The 16,164-nt window shown below is 28.1% G+C and carries 17 protein-coding genes; 8 read left to right on the forward strand and 9 right to left on the reverse strand.

The window, feature by feature from the left end; all coding sequences use genetic code 11:
* Positions 1 to 61: 61 nt before the first annotated feature.
* Together ACTTBI_RS07185 and ACTTBI_RS07190 are read left to right on the forward strand one after the other, a co-directional pair.
* On the forward strand, positions 62 to 2,125 hold the full coding sequence (locus ACTTBI_RS07185) for a DNA gyrase subunit B (RefSeq protein ID WP_440653421.1): 2,064 nt from the start codon (positions 62 to 64) through the stop codon (positions 2,123 to 2,125).
* 2 nt (positions 2,126 to 2,127) lie between these two features.
* Positions 2,128 to 3,408: an ActS/PrrB/RegB family redox-sensitive histidine kinase gene (locus ACTTBI_RS07190; protein WP_440653422.1), complete on the forward strand. Its 1,281-nt coding sequence runs from the start codon at positions 2,128 to 2,130 to the stop codon at positions 3,406 to 3,408.
* On the opposite strand, the gene ACTTBI_RS07195 is transcribed toward ACTTBI_RS07190, so the two are convergent.
* The 3 genes from ACTTBI_RS07195 to ACTTBI_RS07205 are packed head-to-tail and all read right to left on the reverse strand — an operon-like array spanning position 3,405 to position 6,696.
* The gene (locus ACTTBI_RS07195; RefSeq protein ID WP_440653423.1) at positions 3,405 to 5,204 is read right to left on the reverse strand and encodes a cobaltochelatase CobT-related protein; all 1,800 of its coding nucleotides are present in this window, start codon (positions 5,202 to 5,204) and stop codon (positions 3,405 to 3,407) included. The two genes, ACTTBI_RS07190 and ACTTBI_RS07195, sit on opposite strands and share 4 nt — an antisense overlap.
* Entirely contained in the window at positions 5,205 to 6,179 is a 975-nt protein-coding gene (cobS, locus tag ACTTBI_RS07200; protein ID WP_440653424.1) for a cobaltochelatase subunit CobS, read from the reverse strand. It lies immediately after the preceding gene.
* The gene (locus tag ACTTBI_RS07205) at positions 6,163 to 6,696 is read right to left on the reverse strand and encodes a J domain-containing protein (RefSeq protein WP_440653425.1); all 534 of its coding nucleotides are present in this window, start codon (positions 6,694 to 6,696) and stop codon (positions 6,163 to 6,165) included. The genes cobS and ACTTBI_RS07205 overlap by 17 nt, the downstream gene beginning before the upstream one ends.
* A 17-nt stretch (positions 6,697 to 6,713) precedes the next feature.
* Here ACTTBI_RS07205 and ACTTBI_RS07210 point away from each other — a divergent pair, with 17 nt between their 5' ends.
* Positions 6,714 to 6,974, forward strand: a complete 261-nt coding sequence (locus ACTTBI_RS07210; RefSeq protein ID WP_440653426.1) for a BolA family protein — start codon at positions 6,714 to 6,716, stop codon at positions 6,972 to 6,974.
* Here ACTTBI_RS07210 and aroB read toward each other — a convergent pair.
* Positions 6,966 to 8,069, reverse strand: a complete 1,104-nt coding sequence (gene aroB / locus ACTTBI_RS07215; RefSeq protein ID WP_440653427.1) for a 3-dehydroquinate synthase — start codon at positions 8,067 to 8,069, stop codon at positions 6,966 to 6,968. The two genes, ACTTBI_RS07210 and aroB, sit on opposite strands and share 9 nt — an antisense overlap.
* Complete coding sequence (locus tag ACTTBI_RS07220) at positions 8,056 to 8,568, reverse strand: shikimate kinase (protein ID WP_440653429.1); 513 nt, start codon at positions 8,566 to 8,568, stop codon at positions 8,056 to 8,058. The genes aroB and ACTTBI_RS07220 overlap by 14 nt, the downstream gene beginning before the upstream one ends.
* A 57-nt stretch (positions 8,569 to 8,625) precedes the next feature.
* On the opposite strand from ACTTBI_RS07220, the gene ACTTBI_RS07225 reads away from it, so the two are divergent.
* The 5 genes from ACTTBI_RS07225 to truA are packed head-to-tail and all read left to right on the forward strand — an operon-like array spanning position 8,626 to position 12,747.
* Complete coding sequence (locus ACTTBI_RS07225; protein ID WP_440653430.1) at positions 8,626 to 8,808, forward strand: hypothetical protein; 183 nt, start codon at positions 8,626 to 8,628, stop codon at positions 8,806 to 8,808.
* Positions 8,783 to 10,540 carry a hypothetical protein gene (locus tag ACTTBI_RS07230; protein ID WP_440653431.1) on the forward strand — a complete coding sequence of 586 codons (1,758 nt, stop codon included), beginning with the start codon at positions 8,783 to 8,785 and terminating at the stop codon, positions 10,538 to 10,540. Before ACTTBI_RS07225 ends, ACTTBI_RS07230 begins: the two co-directional genes overlap by 26 nt.
* A gap of 24 nt (positions 10,541 to 10,564) precedes the next feature.
* On the forward strand, positions 10,565 to 11,083 hold the full coding sequence (gene def / locus ACTTBI_RS07235) for a peptide deformylase (RefSeq protein WP_440653433.1): 519 nt from the start codon (positions 10,565 to 10,567) through the stop codon (positions 11,081 to 11,083).
* A 2-nt stretch (positions 11,084 to 11,085) separates the two neighbouring features.
* The gene (fmt, locus tag ACTTBI_RS07240) at positions 11,086 to 12,006 is read left to right on the forward strand and encodes a methionyl-tRNA formyltransferase (RefSeq protein WP_440653434.1); all 921 of its coding nucleotides are present in this window, start codon (positions 11,086 to 11,088) and stop codon (positions 12,004 to 12,006) included.
* Positions 12,007 to 12,747, forward strand: coding sequence for a tRNA pseudouridine(38-40) synthase TruA (truA, locus tag ACTTBI_RS07245; protein WP_440653436.1), 741 nt, complete (start codon positions 12,007 to 12,009; stop codon positions 12,745 to 12,747). It begins immediately after the preceding gene.
* Here truA and ACTTBI_RS07250 read toward each other — a convergent pair.
* From ACTTBI_RS07250 to dapD, 4 genes are read right to left on the reverse strand one after another with little or no spacing between them, the layout of a single operon-like run.
* Positions 12,727 to 13,218 carry an SET domain-containing protein gene (locus tag ACTTBI_RS07250; RefSeq protein ID WP_440653438.1) on the reverse strand — a complete coding sequence of 164 codons (492 nt, stop codon included), beginning with the start codon at positions 13,216 to 13,218 and terminating at the stop codon, positions 12,727 to 12,729. The genes truA and ACTTBI_RS07250 overlap by 21 nt on opposite strands.
* A gap of 31 nt (positions 13,219 to 13,249) precedes the next feature.
* The gene (locus ACTTBI_RS07255) at positions 13,250 to 14,179 is read right to left on the reverse strand and encodes a histone deacetylase family protein (RefSeq protein WP_440653440.1); all 930 of its coding nucleotides are present in this window, start codon (positions 14,177 to 14,179) and stop codon (positions 13,250 to 13,252) included.
* A complete protein-coding gene (gene dapE, locus ACTTBI_RS07260) occupies positions 14,176 to 15,333 on the reverse strand; it encodes a succinyl-diaminopimelate desuccinylase (RefSeq protein WP_440653441.1) in 1,158 nt (385 codons plus the stop codon). The genes ACTTBI_RS07255 and dapE overlap by 4 nt, the downstream gene beginning before the upstream one ends.
* Position 15,334: 1 nt before the next feature.
* A complete protein-coding gene (dapD, locus tag ACTTBI_RS07265) occupies positions 15,335 to 16,162 on the reverse strand; it encodes a 2,3,4,5-tetrahydropyridine-2,6-dicarboxylate N-succinyltransferase (RefSeq protein ID WP_440619350.1) in 828 nt (275 codons plus the stop codon).
* Positions 16,163 to 16,164: the final 2 nt, after the last annotated feature.

Raw genomic sequence — 16,164 nt, forward strand, 5'->3', positions numbered from 1 at the left:
TTAATTATCAACAATAATTATTAAAAAGTGATATGATTAGTTTTTCCAAAAAATTAAAAAAATGACAAACAAAAATACATATCAAGCAGATTCTATCAAAGTTCTAAAAGGTCTTGAGGCAGTCAGAAAAAGACCAGGGATGTATATAGGAGACACCGACGATGGTACAGGTTTACATCATATGGTTTATGAGGTTGTAGATAACTCCATTGATGAGGCTTTAGCAGGTCATTGTAAAAATATTAGTGTAAAAATTAATTCCGATGGAACAATTACTGTAAATGACGATGGAAGAGGTATTCCTGTTGACATGCATAAAGGGGAAAAAAAATCTGCAGCTGAAGTAATTATGACTCAACTTCATGCTGGTGGTAAGTTTGATCATGACTCTTACAAAGTTTCTGGTGGACTACATGGAGTTGGTGTTTCAGTTGTTAATGCATTATCAGAAAAACTAGAATTAGAAATAAATAGAGATGGAAAAAAACATTTTATAGAATTTAAAAATGGTGAAGCAAAATCTCCCCTCAAAGTAGTTGGAAAATCTAAAAATACGGGTACCCAAATAACATTCTTGCCTTCTAAAGATATATTTTCGTCAATTAAATTTAGTGCAAACATTTTAATTAAAAGGATGAGAGAGTTAGCATTTTTAAATAAAGGTATTAAAATAATTTTTACTGATGCTAGTCAAAAAAAAGAAAAAACATCTGAATTTAAATTCGATGGTGGTGTTTTGGAGTTTGTAGATTTTTTAGATGAAAAAAGAGAAAAACTACAAAATAAAAATGGTAATGATTTATTTCGAAAACCTATTTACATTGAAGGCAAAAAAAATAACATTGAAATAGAGTGTTCATTAAAATGGAATGCAGGTTATTCAGAAGATATATTTCCATATACAAATAATATTCATCAAAAAGATGGTGGTACACATTTATTAGGTTTTAGAAGCGCTCTTACAAGAGTCGTAAACAAATATGCTAATGAAAATAATTTATTAAAGAAGAATAAATTAGCTATTTCAGGAGATGATATTAAAGAAGGCTTAACATGTGTGCTTTCAACTAAAATTCCTGATCCTAAGTTTTCTTCACAGACTAAAGATAAGCTGGTGTCGTCTGAGGTAAGAATGATTGTTGAAACTTTGGTTAATGAAAAATTATCAATATGGTTTGATCAAAATCCATCTGTTGCTAAAATAGTTTTGGCTAAAGTTATTCAGGCAGCTATGGCTAGAGATGTTGCAAGAAAAGCTAGAGAAAATGTAAGAAGGAAAGGAGCCCTTGAGTTAAGTGGATTACCAGGAAAATTAGCTGATTGCCAGATAGGAAAACAAGAGGGTACTGAATTGTTTATAGTTGAGGGAGACTCGGCAGGTGGTTCCGCTAAACAAGGAAGAAATAGAGCAAATCAAGCTGTTTTGCCTCTTAGAGGTAAAATTTTAAATACTTATGTCGAGGACATAAATTTTAAAAAAAATGGTAATGGCAATGGTAATGGTTCAGATCTAAGAACAAAAGCTCTTGCAAAAATGATTTCTTCAAATGAGATAGTAACATTAATTAATGCACTCGGACTTGATCCTAAATCTCAGGAAATAGATTTAAAAGATTTAAGATATGGTAAAATAATTATAATGACTGATGCTGATGTTGATGGTTCTCACATAAGAGCATTGTTATTAACTTTTTTTAATAACAAACCATTTAATAAATTAATTGAAAATGGTCATGTTTATTTAGCTCAACCACCATTATTTAAAATTAATAAAGGTTCAAAAGGGATTTATATTAAAGATGAAAAAGAATTAGAGGATTATATCGTAAATAATAACAAGGAATTGAAGAAATTGAAAAAGGGGTCAAAAGACTATTTAAATTCTTTAGATTTAGAAAAATCAAAAATGAACATACAAAGGTTCAAGGGTCTCGGCGAGATGAATCCAGAAGAGTTGTGGAATACAACTTTAGACCCTGAAACTAGAAATTTGCTTCAAGTTCAGTACTCTAAAGATCTTAAAAAAGATCAAAGTCTTATCCACACACTAATGGGTAGTGATGTTGCATTAAGAAAAGATTTTATAGTCTCAAATGCTATTAATGTAAAAAATCTTGATATTTAAAAATGAAGTTTTTTGAAACTTCAAAACACCATTCATTCAAAAAATCTACTTATATTACCTTAAGATGGATTGGTATAATTGGACAGTTAATTGCAGTTAATTTTGTATACTTTGTATTAGATTTTAAATTTAATTTTACAACTTCTAATTTAATTATATTTATTGGAATCGTAAGTAATTTTTACTTAATTTTTATTTATAAAAAAACTCAATTGTCAGACAGATCAGCTTTCATTTTTTTAGTTATTGATATTTTGCAATTAGCTATTTTACTTTACTTGTCAGGTGGAATTCTTAATCCATTTGTTATTTTTATAATTATTCCAAGTGTATTTTCATCATCTAATTTAAGTTTTAGAACAAATACTATGCTTGTATTGTTAACAGCTTTATCAATTGTATTTTTAACTTTTTATTCAACAGAATTACCTTCTCCACTTGGGGATCATTTTCATGTAAGCCCTTATTATTATTATTCTATTCCAATCGCTTTGATTGTTGCTCTTGTTTTTTTAAATTATTTTGCAATGACATTCGGAACTCAATCTAGGTTAAGAAAAGAAGCTCTTACGAAAATGGAAGAAGTAATGGCCAAAGAACATGAACTATTGTCCTTGGGCGGTCAAGCAGCAGCAGCCGCTCATTCATTAGGAACACCGCTTTCAACTATAAAAATAATTACTCAAGAATTACTAAAACAATTTGAGGGTAACAAAGAGGTAGAAAAAGATATTAATTTATTATCTAGTCAGGTTGAAAGGTGTAATGAAATATTAAAAAAATTAACTTTAAATCCAGACGAAGAGGATGAGTTTATTGATGTAGATATTACAATTAGAGATTATCTAAATGAAATTTTAAATTCATTTAAAGAGATAAGTACAAAGAAGTTTATTTTTAATTTTGATCAAGACTCTAATTCGAAAAAAATAGTTAAATCTATAGAAATTGTCTATGGACTAAGAAATTTTATAGGTAATGCTAATAAATTTTCTGATGAAAATATTTTCATAAATTTAAAGAGTGATAGTGAAATTACCGAAATCAGTATTGAAGATGATGGTCCAGGTTATCCAAAAGATATTTTATCAAAAATAGGAGAGCCATATTTAAAATCAAATAATCCTCAAGATAAATCAAAAACAGGACTTGGTTTAGGTTTGTTTATAGGAAAAACACTGTTAGAAAAAAATTTTGCTGCTGTGATTTGCAGAAACTCTAAAACAAGATCTGGTGCAGAAGTAATAATTAAATGGAGAAATACAGATTTATTTAATATTTAATGAAATTTTTTCTTTGTTTCGAACAAAGAACTAAGTTGAGATATCATTACATCTCCCAACTCATTTACATCAGTAATTTTTATAGCTCTATCATAATATCTCGAAACATCATGTCCAATACCAATCGCTAAAATTTCAATATCAGATTTATTCTCAATAAATTTGACCATTTTCTTCAAATGTTTTTCTAAAAAATCTCCTGAATTTACTGAAAGTGTCGAGTCGTCAACTGGAGCTCCATCAGAAATTACCATTAAAATTTTTCTTTCCTCTTTTCTTTTTTTAATACGGTTGTATGCCCAAGATATAGCTTCTCCGTCAATATTTTCTTTTAACAAACCTTCTTTTAACATCAGGCCTAAATTATTTTTTGCTTGCCTCCAATGTATATCTGCACCTTTATAAATTATATGTCTAAGATCATTAAGTCTGCCAGGTGTTTTTGGTTTTGAATTTTTAGTCCAAAATTCTCTACTCTGTCCACCTTTCCAGTTTTTTGTGGTAAATCCTAAAATCTCTACTTTGACTGAACATCTTTCAAGTGTTCTCGAGAGAATATCCGCACATATAGCAGCAATCGTTATTGGTCTTCCTCTCATAGAACCAGAATTGTCAATAAGTAAAGTTACAACTGTATCTTTAAAGTCTAGGTCCTTTTCTTTTTTAAATGACAAAGAATTATATGGATCCATTATTATTCTTGGTAACTTTGAACTATCAAGCAATCCTTCTTCTAAATCAAATTCCCAAGCCCTATTTTGTTTTGCCAGTAATTGTCTTTGAAGTTTATTAGCTAACTTAGTAATTACATCTTGGAAACCAATTAACTGTTGATCTAAATTTTTTCTAAGTTTAGTAGCCTCATCTGCATTTTCTAGATTTTCAGCTTTAACCACTTCGTCGTATTGTGTAGTAAATATTTTGTAATCAAGATTTATATTATCAATTTTCTTTTGAATTACCTGCTCAGAGTTTTGCTCATCAGACTCAACATCAGACAACTGCTCATCCAAATTAAACTCATCTATACTATAATCAGCATCAACGGATGCCTCTGTTTGTTGTTCATCATTTTCATCTTTGCTATCTTCATTATCTTTATTTTGGTCATCATTTGAGGGATTGTCTTGACCTTGATCTTGATTTTCCTCCTCTTCTTGGTCTTCTTCATTGCTTTCAAAAATATCCATTTCTTCGAGTATTTCGGAAAATTTAGAACTATAAGTATTTTGATTTTCTAAATTATTTAACAAAAACTCTTTATGTTTTTTAATTGATTGCTCAAAATCTTTTTCCCAGAAATTAAGCATTCTAGATGTTAAAGGATTTAGGTCTATATTATGAAAATTTTTAAGCATATATAGCTCAAATGCTTCAGCAACAGGAACGTCTTCTTTCGTTTTAAGCTGATCTTTTCTTTTACGATTAATTATTTGTGAATAGTTTTCATAAAAATTTTTTTGAATTCCTTTCAACATTTTGCCTCCTAGGGCTTCATATCTAATCTTTTCAGCTATATTATATAAAGATCTAGAGGAAGTGTTTGAAGGCAAATTTTTTCTGTAAATTTTTTCATTAGAAAATCTTTTTTTAAGTGCCGTAGAGTCTGTTTCAGCTCTTAATTTTATAAAATCACTTGGACTAGTTAGATCATTTATTTCAAAAGACGAAATATCTTTCGTCTTTTTATCTTCAGAAGATTTGTTGTTTATATCAATATCGTCTGCGATAACTTTTGCTGTTGAAGATAAAGCGATTCTAAATTTTTCTTTTAAATTTGTATCTTTATTGCTCATTTAAATTTGAATATTGATCAAGGACTCAGACAATTCTTCACCAAAACATCTTTGATAATATTCCGCGATTGTATTTTTCTCAATATCATCGCACTTATTTAAAAAGGTTACTCTAAATGCATATCCTGTATCCTTAAAAATTTCAGAATTTTCAGCCCAATGAAGAACTGTTCTTGGACTCATTACAGTAGATATATCTCCAGCAATAAAACCTTTTCTAGTTAAGGATGCTACTTTAATCATATTAGCAACTTTTTCTTTTCCCTTAGCATTATTTAAATTTTTATTCTTTGATAAAACTATATCCATTTCTCTATCTAAGCTTAGGTAGTTTAATGTTGTTACAATATTCCATCTATCCATTTGACCTTGATTAATTTGCTGTGTTCCGTGATAAAGTCCAGTAGTATCACCAAGCCCAACAGTATTAGATGTAGCAAATAACCTGAAATACTTATTTTGACTAATTACTTTGTTTTTATCTAGTAGCGTGAAATTTCCTTCAGCCTCCAACACTCTTTGAATAACGAACATAACATCAGGTCTTCCAGCGTCATATTCATCAAATACTAGAGCAACTGGATTTTGAATTGACCATGGAAGAATACCTTCATTAAACTGTGTTACTTGTTTTCCATCTTTAAGGACAATTGCATCCTTACCTATTAAATCTATTCGACTAACGTGACTGTCTAAATTTACTCGAATACAAGGCCAGTTTAATCTTGCAGCTATTTGCTCTATGTGTGTTGATTTTCCAGTACCATGATATCCTTGTACCAATACTCTTTTATTGAATGCAAATCCTGAAATGATTGCAAGTGTAGTATCTCTATCAAATTTATAATTTTTATCTATTTCAGGTACATATTCACTTCTTTTTGAAAAGGCATCCACTTCCATTTCGGAATCTATTCCAAAAGATTGTTTTAATGAAACTTTGATGTCAGGTTGAATGTTAAGATTTGGTATCAATTTTTTCTCTATAAGTATTTTTTAGCTGTGTGTAAGCTAAAGTTATTAGTTTTAATTTTTCCTCGTATTTTTTGTTTCCGGCATTCATATCAGGGTGAAATTTTTTAACAAGCACTTTGAATTTTTCTTGTATTTTTTGCCACTTTAAACCCACAGATATTCCCAATATTCCAAATGCTTTAATATCTTTATGATCAAATTTAAATTGACGCATATGATTATAGTCTCCATTGAATTTATCTTTATCAAATTCATCTTTTAATGTTGTGTTCCATAGGACTTTAAAAAAATTATCTGAAGAACTAAAATTTTGAGTGGGTTTGTGCCAAGTCATATCTGACTTTAAAAAATTGATCACTTGATTATCACTCATCCCAGAAAAATAATTCCAATTTTTGTTAAATTCTTTAACATGTTCTAGACAAAGCATTCTATATTTCCTGCTATTATCCTTCTCAATCGGTGCTCTGTATTCACCAATTTCATTACAATTATTCCAGTCACAAATATTTTTCATGATATAATATTCACTATATGGATATAAATGAATTAATTGCAATTATAAAAAAAAAATTATCAGATCAAATAAATGTTCAAAGTATAGATATAGAAGATAAATCTTTTCTACATAAAAATCACAAAGGTAATCAAGAAGGTAAATATCATTTAAAATTAAGAATAGTTTCTGATGAATTAAAAAATATGAACAGAATTGAAAGTAATAAAAAAATTTATAAAGTATTAGAGAAAGAATTGAAAGAAACTATTCACTCAATTCAAATTCAACTATCTTAAGTAACCATTAAAAAATTTTTTCAATCTTTCTTTTGGATATTCAATATTAATTTGTGGAGATCCAATTTTTTTCAAAAGTACTAAATTAATTTTTTGAGATTTATTTTTTTTATCCTTTGTCATGAAAAATAATATTTTATTTATATCTTTTTTTTTAAAAAATTTATTAACAGATATTGCTAGATTTAAATTATTGATATGATTTAATATTAGATTGTAATCACTTTTTTTAAGTATTTTTAAATTTAAACTAAAACTTAATGCTGTCCTTATGCCTAGAATCACTGCTTCACCGTGATTTAATTTCTTATTGTAATTTAAGCTTGCTTCATAAGCATGACCAAATGTATGTCCAAAATTTAAAACTTTTCTTATATTTTTTTCTTTCTCGTCTTTTTCGACCACACTTTTTTTAATTTTACAGCTTTCATAAATTGCTTTTTCAATAAATGGAGAACTCAGTTTAGTAATTTTATTCACGTTCTTATTTAAAAATTTGAAGAAATTTTTGTCTCTTATTAGAGAATGCTTTAAAATTTCACCATATCCACAAACAATCTCTCTTTTTGGCAGCGATTTAAGAAAATCAACATCTGATATCACTAAGTTTGGTTGATAAAAACTACCAATTAGGTTTTTTCCATAATGTGAATTTATGCCAGTTTTACCACCAATCGAAGAGTCAACTTGAGATAAAAGTGTTGTTGGTATATTTATAAATTTCATACCTCTTTTAAAGATACTTGATGCAAAACCACTTACATCACCTGTAATACCCCCACCTATTGATATTAAACAGTCATCTCTAGAAAAGTTTTTATTTAATAAAATTTCTAGGATCTTATTAATAATATTAAAGTTTTTATTGGCCTCACTGGCATTAAAAAAACATATATGTATTTTGTTTTTTTTTAATGAATTTTTTATTTTAGTGATAAATTTTTTTGGTATATTTTTATCAACCACAAGAAGACATTGATTAAATGTTAAGGAATTATTCTTAGTTATCTTTGATAGGTTAGTAATTAAATTTGATCCAATTATTATTGGGTATTTTTGTGTTTTTGTTTCAATTTTTAATTTAATTGGTTTCATAAATTTCTTTAATTTTGCTTACTATTTCATTTTTTGTAAGATTATCACATTTGATTTCATATAAGGCTTTAGAATAAATGTTAGTTCGTTTTTTAATTAAATCAATTAAATCATTATCTGTAGCATTAATTGTTAAAGGTCTTTTTTTACTATTTTTAATTCTTTCAACTAAAATTTTTTCATCCCAATTTAACCAAAATGAATAATGATTTTTTAAAACTTCATTTCTAATATTTTTATTTGCAAAAGCACCTCCCCCAAGAGAGATAACTGTAGAACTAAGTTTTAATTTTTTAAGTGTAGTTTTTTCTTCAATTTTTCTAAAATATTCTTCTCCTTTTGTCTCGAATATTTTTCGAATTGATGTATTTAAATTTTTTTCTATTTCTTTATCTACATCTACAAAATTTAACTTAAATTTTTTTGCTACCAAAGAGCCTATAGAACTCTTACCAGAACCCATCATACCTAGAAAAACTAGATTTTTTTTTGATTTCATAAGTTTAAATATTGAAAAAACACAAATATGTCTTAATTTGAAATTAACTAAAGTTATATGCAATTCAACAAAAATACAAGTTCAGGTAAAAAAAGTATAATTGGACTAGTTGTTAAATCTATTTTTGGACTAGTAATTGTTCTTGGCGTTCTTTTAATCCTTAATTCAATTGATTTTCCTGCTCCTAAAAAGGAAATTCAAAAAATTATTCCAAATGAAAATTTTAAAATTGTTAAATAAAAAATTCCTTATTATTTTTTTAAGCAATTTAATTATTTTAAATCCTATTCACGCAGAAGATAATCCAATTGATATATGGAATCTCGAAAAAAAGGAAAATGAAACTGTTGAGGAAGTAGTTGTTATTGAAGATGAAAATAATAACGATCAAATAAGTGTCTTTGATATGCAGTCAGATAAAAATACTGGCTCAATAGAATTAGATGAAAATTTAATATCAAAAGAAGTCAAAATCGTAGGATTATATGATCCCGAAGAATATGGTTTGACTATTGATATGTGGACGAAATCTGATGGTCAAAAGTTAAAAAATTTATTTAACAGTTTAGAGAAAATTAATCTTTCTAATGACGCTTTAGAAATTATGGAAATCTCATTATTAACTAATGCTCATTATCCTAATCAAAATATTACTGAAAATGAATTTTTAAAATTTAAATCTGATTGGTTAATTAAAAATTCTAATTTAGAACTTATTGAAGAATTTTTGGTTAATAATCAAATTGTAAATTCTCATCCTAAACTAACTACACATTTATTAGACAACTATTTATCAGGCCAAGATATAAAAAAGACCTGTGAATTTTTTACAAAAATTAAAGAACCAGTTGAAGATGAATATTTATCTAAATTAAATTTATATTGTTTAGTTAATTATGGAAAAAATGAAGAAGCCCAATTAATTCTAGATCTTAAAAAAGAGTTAGGTTTTCAAGATGAATATTTTGAAAATAAAATGAATTACCTGTTTGGTTATATTGATGAAGCATCTAAGGAAGTCTCTGAAAGTTCAGTATTTGAGTTTCATTTAGCTCATAGAACAAATCCAGAATTTTCATTTGAACCCAATGAAAATACGCCTCAATTAATTTGGAAATATCTATCAAATTCAAATTTACTACCAGATCTAAGTAATGTTGACATAAATGATCAAGATAAAATCTTAATTATTGAGAAAGCTGCAAATTATAAAATTTTTTCTGAAAAAGACTTATTTGAATATTATAAAAAATTTCAATTTAATATTGATCAATTGTTAAGTGCAACTGATACTTACAAGTCGCTGTCTCCGTTAGAAGCAAGAGCATTAATTTATCAAAGAGCACTTTTAACGAGTGAAACAGAATTGAAATTGGAATTTTTACAGTTGTTGAAGCAGCTATTTGAGGACAACAACATTGGATTAGCTTTTGATATAGAGCTCAATAACTTTTTGAAAGAAATTGAAGTAGATGATGTTCCTTCGGATTATTTAAGTTTTTACAATAATTATTCAAAAAATCAGGATTCAGAGTTCAAAAAAATTCAATACAATAATAATATTTTACATCAATCTAAGTGGGTAAATTATTTTAGAGGAGATTATTCAAAATCTGAAATACAAGAAGATTTAAAAAAATTTCTAGATAGAATAATTTTTAGTAATGAAACTTTGTCCACTAAAGATATAATTTTTATAGAAAGTCTGAAATCAGATGGAGTAGAAATACCAAGCGAGTATGACAGTTTGTTTTCACAAAAGCCTTATGAGCTAGATGGAAGTTTAGTGGACTTGATAGAGGCAAATGAAGTTGGAACAGTTTTATTGTCAATAATTGAGATAATAGGTAATAACAAAATAGAAAATATTGATGAAAAAAGACTTTATTTTATTTCGAATACACTAAATCAAATAAATGCTGATTTAATAAGAAATAAGCTATTACTAAAAGTTCTTCCTTTAAAAGTATAAAAATTATAATAACATACAAATTTTATGGCGATAAGAACGATTATTACAGAACCAAACAAATTACTTCGACAAGTATCAAAGCCTGTAGAGTCTGTAGGAAGTGAAGAACAAAAACTAATGAATGATATGCTCGATACAATGTATGATGCAAACGGCATTGGTCTTGCAGCAATTCAGATTGGTATACCAAAAAGAATTATAGTGATGGATATAAGTAAGGATGAAAATAAAAAAGAGCCTAGATACTTTGTAAACCCAATAATAAAAAATAAAGACTCGCTTAAGGCAACTTATGAAGAAGGGTGTTTATCTGTACCAAATCAATTTGCTGAAATAGATCGACCAAGCAAATGTGAGGTAGAATATTTAGATTACAATGGTAAGAAACATCTATTAAAAGCAGATGGGTTGCTTGCAACATGCATACAGCATGAAATGGATCATCTGGAAGGGATTTTGTTTATCGATTATCTCTCAAAGCTAAAAAAATCAATGATCATAAAGAAACTTTCAAAATTAAAATCAAATACAGCTGAAGTTTAAAAATGGCAAAAAAGTTAGTCTTTATGGGTACGCCCATGTTTGCTGTACCAATTTTAAAATCTTTATATCAAAATGGATATAATATTTCTTGTGTCTATACACAGCCACCCCAAAAATCAAAAAGAGGACAAAAAATTAATAAGTCTCCAATACAAGGTATTTCTGAAACTTTAAATTTAGAATATAGAACACCACCAGTTTTAAATAATGAAGAGGAGTATAATTTTTTAAATTCTTTAGATGTTGATTTAGCAATAGTTGTTGCTTACGGACAAATCATACCTAAAAAATTTCTAAACTTAACTAAAACAGGTTTTATAAATATACATGCATCATTACTGCCCAAATGGAGAGGTGCCGCACCAATTCAAAGATCAATTATGAATTTAGATCAAGAAACTGGAATAAGTATAATGAAAATTGCTGAAAAATTAGATACGGGACCAGTTTGTAATAATTATAAAATTCAACTTAATGAAAATTTGAATGCGTTAGAAATTAGTGAAAAGCTTTCTAACTTAGCAGCAGAAAAAATTTTAGATAACGTAGATGATATTTTAGATGGTAAAGCAAATTTTATTGAGCAAGATCATTCGAATGCAACCTATGCATTTAAAATTCAAAAAATTGAAGGTCAAATTAATTGGGATGAAAATGCTGAAAAAATTATTGGCAAGATAAACGGTTTATATCCATCACCAGGAGCATTTTTTATATTTAATGGAGAAAGATATAAAATTCTAAAAGCTCAAGTTGGAAGAGCTCAAGGAAATCCAGGGTCAGTATTGAGTGATAATCTTGAAATTGCTTGTGGTAATAATCAATCGATAATTATTAAGGAAATTCAGAGGCAAGGGAAAAGACCTCAAAATATTGGTGAATTTATGCAAGGTTCGCAGATAAAAAAAGGTTCAAAGATATAAATGTTTAGATATCAGCTTTTGATAGAATATTTAGGCACAAATTATAAAGGTTGGCAAATTCAAAAAAAAAATAAAACTATTCAAGGAATACTCCAAGACAAAATTAGAAAGTTATTAAAAGAAAACATTACTATAGTTGGATCAGGTAGAACAGATGCTGGTGTACATGCAATCGAGCAGTCCGCACATTTTGATTTAAAAAATAAATTATTGAGCTTAGATAAATTTATTAACTCAATTAATCATTTTTTAAAAAATGAAAATATTGCAATCCTTAAAATAAGAAAAAGAACCAGTAACTTTCACTCAAGATTTTCTGCAAAAAAGAGACTTTATAAATATGTCATTTTAAATAGAACAAGTTCACCTGTAATTGAAAAAAACCAAGTCTGGCATGTAAGAAAAAAATTAGATTTAGATTTGATGAAATTAGGGGCAAAAAAATTAGTTGGCACTAAAGATTTCTCAACATTTAGGGCCTCAAGTTGTAATGCTAAGAGTCCAATTAGAACGATGGATTTTGTAAAATTAAAATCTTTAAATGATAAAATAGAAATTCAGTTTAAATCTCAATCTTTTCTTCAACAGCAGGTACGATCTATGGTTGGTTGTTTAAAATATTTAGGTGAAAAGAAATGGGATTTAAAAAAATTTGATAAAGCTCTAAAGTCTAAAAAAAGATCGCTGTGCGCTCCACCAGCACCACCTACAGGATTATTTTTATCTAGAGTTTTTTATTAGTTTTTTTTTATTACTCATGGCAAATTTTTTATTTATTCGCCATCTAGATTCTGCTCTTACAATGTACCCACAACAATTTTTTGACTTACACTTACAGGGAAATTGTTTGTAATTTTCATCATAACCAAAACCATAATCACAGGTAAATTCTTCACCTTTTTTGATATCTCTAATTGCTTTAACCCAAATTTTTAGACCTCTACCATCATAATCACAATTATTGTCACAAGAATGATTAATTAATCCTGCAGTATTCCATGAAAAATCTCCATCAAGGTCATATCTTTTGTTAATAGTAAATAAATAGATTGGTTTACTATTATCATATTTATCAGACTCTTCAGTTTGTTTTTTTGTAATTAGTTTACCAACGTAATCGATTATCTTTGTACCTTCTTTGATATCTTTAGTAGCATAAAGTCCTCTACCTTTTTTATCGATATCAGATTTTTTAATTTTATATAATTTCATTCAGTTTTATTTAGTTTTTTATTGGGAATTATCAATTAAATTCTATTAAAGCATCAACATGTCTTTGAGTACTATCTTGTAGTGCTTTTAAGTCATATCCACCTTCTAGTATAGATACTACATTACCTCTACAAAATGATTTTGAAATTTCTAAAGTTCTTTTTGTAATTGTATAATAATCTTCAGCATTAAGTTTTAATTGCGCCAAAGGATCATCAATATGAGCATCAAAACCTGCAGAAAATAAAAGAAATTCTGGTTTAAATTCATTTAATTTTTTTAATACCAGTTCATATGCATTTAAATATTCTCTAGCACTTGTTCCAGCCTCAAGTGGAATATTTAAAATATTATTAAATTTTCCAATCTCTTTTTCCGAACCTGAACCTGGATAATATGGAAATTGATGAGTGGAAATATATAAAACTTTTTCATTGTTGAAAAAAATATCTTGTGTCCCATTTCCATGATGGACATCAAAATCAATTATAGCTATTTTTTTATAACCATATTTTTCAATTAAATAATTAGCCCCAACTGCAACATTGTTGTAAATACAAAAGCCCATTGCTTTCTCTTTTTCTGCGTGATGGCCTGGGGGTCTTACTGCACAAAAAGCATTTTTGAATTCTTTTTTTTCAACACCGTCAATCGCTGCTATAATTGATCCAACAGCATCTTTTGTTGCTTCTTTACTACCAGGGGAGATAACTGTATCTCCATCTAAGAAATTAAATCCATTTTGAGGGTACGATTGATCGACATGATCAATATACTTAGAAGAGTGAGTTTTTATTAATATTGATTTTTCAAATTTTGAAGGCTTTTTCCAAATTAAATTTTTGTTATCTAATCTTTTAAAGTTATCAATAACAGCTGTAACTCTATCTATTTTTTCAGGATGTCCATCTCCTGTATTGTGATTTTTGTATGCATCAGAAGTAATTAAAGCTGTTTTCACTTAAAATAATTCTTTAAAATATTTGAATAAATTAAAGTTAATTTTTTTAAATCACCTAAAGAAACTGCCTCATCTACTTTATGCATTGTTTTTCCGACCAAACCAAATTCTAAACAGGGAGCAATTTTTCTAATAAATCTTGCATCAGATGTTCCTCCTGTTGTTGAGAGTTCAGGTTTAATTTTTGTAATCTTTTTAATTATATCTTGTATCATATATGTAGTTTGATTTGGTTTAGTTAAAAAAGCTTCACCAGATACACTATATTCAATTTTGTAATTTGAATTATTTTTATTACAAATTTTCTTCAATATTTTATTTATTTTTGTTTTAATTGAATTCGATGAATGTTTGTTATTAAACCTAATGTTAAAAGTTGCATTAGCTAAACCTGGAATTACGTTATCAGCAGTATTATCAATATTTATTTTTGTAACTTCTAGGTTTGTTGGCTGAAAATCTTTTGTTCCTTTATCAAATTTAATTTCCTTCAATTCTTTCAATATTTGAACAAGAGTAGTTGATGGATTGTTAGCTCTGTGAGGATAAGCAACATGACCTTGAACACCTATGACTGAAAGTCTGCCGGTCATACTTCCCCTTCGACCAATTTTAATCATTTCTCCCAATTTATTTGGATTAGTTGGTTCTCCAACTAAACAAAAATTAATTTTCTCTTTTCTTTTTTTTAAGTATTCAACAACTTTTTTTGTACCGTTAATAGCAATTCCTTCTTCATCACCTGTAATTAGTAAGCTTATAGATCCATCAAATTTTTTATTATTTTTAACAAAAATACTGACTGCAGAAACAAAAGCTGCAATAGAGCTTTTCATATCATTTGCCCCTCTTCCAATTAAATGTCCTTTTTTAATTGAGGGTCTAAAAGGATTTACTGTCCAATCTTTTAAGTTTCCAGCAGGTACAACATCTAAGTGACCAGCGTAGCAAAAATTTGGACCTTTGGTTCCAAGTCTTGCATAAAGATTTTTTACTGGTTTAGTGTTTTTTTCCTGAAACTCTAATATTTTAGTTTTGAAACCAAGTTTTCTTAATTTTTTTTCTAAGAATTTCATTACCCCAGCATCTATTGGTGTTATAGACGGGTAACGAATTAGCTCTTTGGCTAATTGTAATTCATTAATGGTTTGCATTTCAATCTCTTAAAAGATCGTTTACTGATGTTTTGGATCTTGTTTTTTCATCTACTTGTTTGATGATTACTGCACAATACAATGAGGGTGCAGCGGGGTTGTTTTTGTCTGGTAATGATCCAGGAACAACGACTGAGTATGGAGGTATTTTACCGTGAGTTACTTCACCAGTTTTTCTATTAACGATTTTAGTTGATTGACCAATATACATACCCATACTTAGCACTGAACCTTCACCAACTATTACCCCTTCCACAACTTCTGACATAGCACCTACAAAAACATTATCTTCAATAATAGTCGGAAGTGCTTGTGCTGGTTCTAAAACTCCACCAATACCAGTTCCAGCTGAAATATGACAATTTTTTCCAATCTGACAGCAACTACCTGCACGACTAAATGTATCCATCATTGTTCCTTCATCTATGTAAGCACCAATATTTACATAACTTGGCATTAGAACAACATTTTTAGCAACATATGATCCTTTTCTCATTGCAGTATTTGGTACCATTCTAAAACCTGCTTTTTCAAAATCAGCATTTGACCATCCGGCTGTTTTTCCTTTTAACAAATGAGCTTTATCTCTCCAAGCTGAGTAGGGACCATCTAAAGTTTCCATTCCATGAATTCTAAAACTTAGCATAATTGCCTTTTTTAGATGTTGATGAGTTACCCATTCACCATCAATTTTTTCAGCAACTCTAGATTTACCACTATCTAGATCTTCTATTACTTGATTAATAGTATCTTTTAATTTTTGATCTGAATTTTGATTAACTTGATCTTTGTTTTCCCAAGCTTCATTTATAATGTTTTCTATGCTCATAG

This window comes from Candidatus Pelagibacter sp. HIMB1542 (assembly GCF_052047835.1).
GTDB lineage: Bacteria > Pseudomonadota > Alphaproteobacteria > Pelagibacterales > Pelagibacteraceae > Pelagibacter.

Excerpts from the sequence above, each read along its gene's own strand:
- ACTTBI_RS07185 (WP_440653421.1), top strand. The coding sequence starts at position 62 with ATGACAAACAAAAATACATATCAAGCAGATTCTATCAAAGTTCTAAAA.
- ACTTBI_RS07190 (WP_440653422.1), top strand. The coding sequence starts at position 2,128 with ATGAAGTTTTTTGAAACTTCAAAACACCATTCATTCAAAAAATCTACT.
- ACTTBI_RS07195 (WP_440653423.1), bottom strand. The coding sequence starts at position 5,204 with ATGAGCAATAAAGATACAAATTTAAAAGAAAAATTTAGAATCGCTTTA.
- ACTTBI_RS07205 (WP_440653425.1), bottom strand. The coding sequence starts at position 6,696 with ATGAAAAATATTTGTGACTGGAATAATTGTAATGAAATTGGTGAATAC.
- ACTTBI_RS07210 (WP_440653426.1), top strand. The coding sequence starts at position 6,714 with ATGGATATAAATGAATTAATTGCAATTATAAAAAAAAAATTATCAGAT.
- aroB (WP_440653427.1), bottom strand. The coding sequence starts at position 8,069 with ATGAAACCAATTAAATTAAAAATTGAAACAAAAACACAAAAATACCCA.
- ACTTBI_RS07220 (WP_440653429.1), bottom strand. The coding sequence starts at position 8,568 with ATGAAATCAAAAAAAAATCTAGTTTTTCTAGGTATGATGGGTTCTGGT.
- ACTTBI_RS07225 (WP_440653430.1), top strand. The coding sequence starts at position 8,626 with ATGCAATTCAACAAAAATACAAGTTCAGGTAAAAAAAGTATAATTGGA.
- ACTTBI_RS07230 (WP_440653431.1), top strand. The coding sequence starts at position 8,783 with ATGAAAATTTTAAAATTGTTAAATAAAAAATTCCTTATTATTTTTTTA.
- def (WP_440653433.1), top strand. The coding sequence starts at position 10,565 with ATGGCGATAAGAACGATTATTACAGAACCAAACAAATTACTTCGACAA.
- fmt (WP_440653434.1), top strand. The coding sequence starts at position 11,086 with ATGGCAAAAAAGTTAGTCTTTATGGGTACGCCCATGTTTGCTGTACCA.
- truA (WP_440653436.1), top strand. The coding sequence starts at position 12,007 with ATGTTTAGATATCAGCTTTTGATAGAATATTTAGGCACAAATTATAAA.
- ACTTBI_RS07250 (WP_440653438.1), bottom strand. The coding sequence starts at position 13,218 with ATGAAATTATATAAAATTAAAAAATCTGATATCGATAAAAAAGGTAGA.
- dapE (WP_440653441.1), bottom strand. The coding sequence starts at position 15,333 with ATGCAAACCATTAATGAATTACAATTAGCCAAAGAGCTAATTCGTTAC.
- dapD (WP_440619350.1), bottom strand. The coding sequence starts at position 16,162 with ATGAGCATAGAAAACATTATAAATGAAGCTTGGGAAAACAAAGATCAA.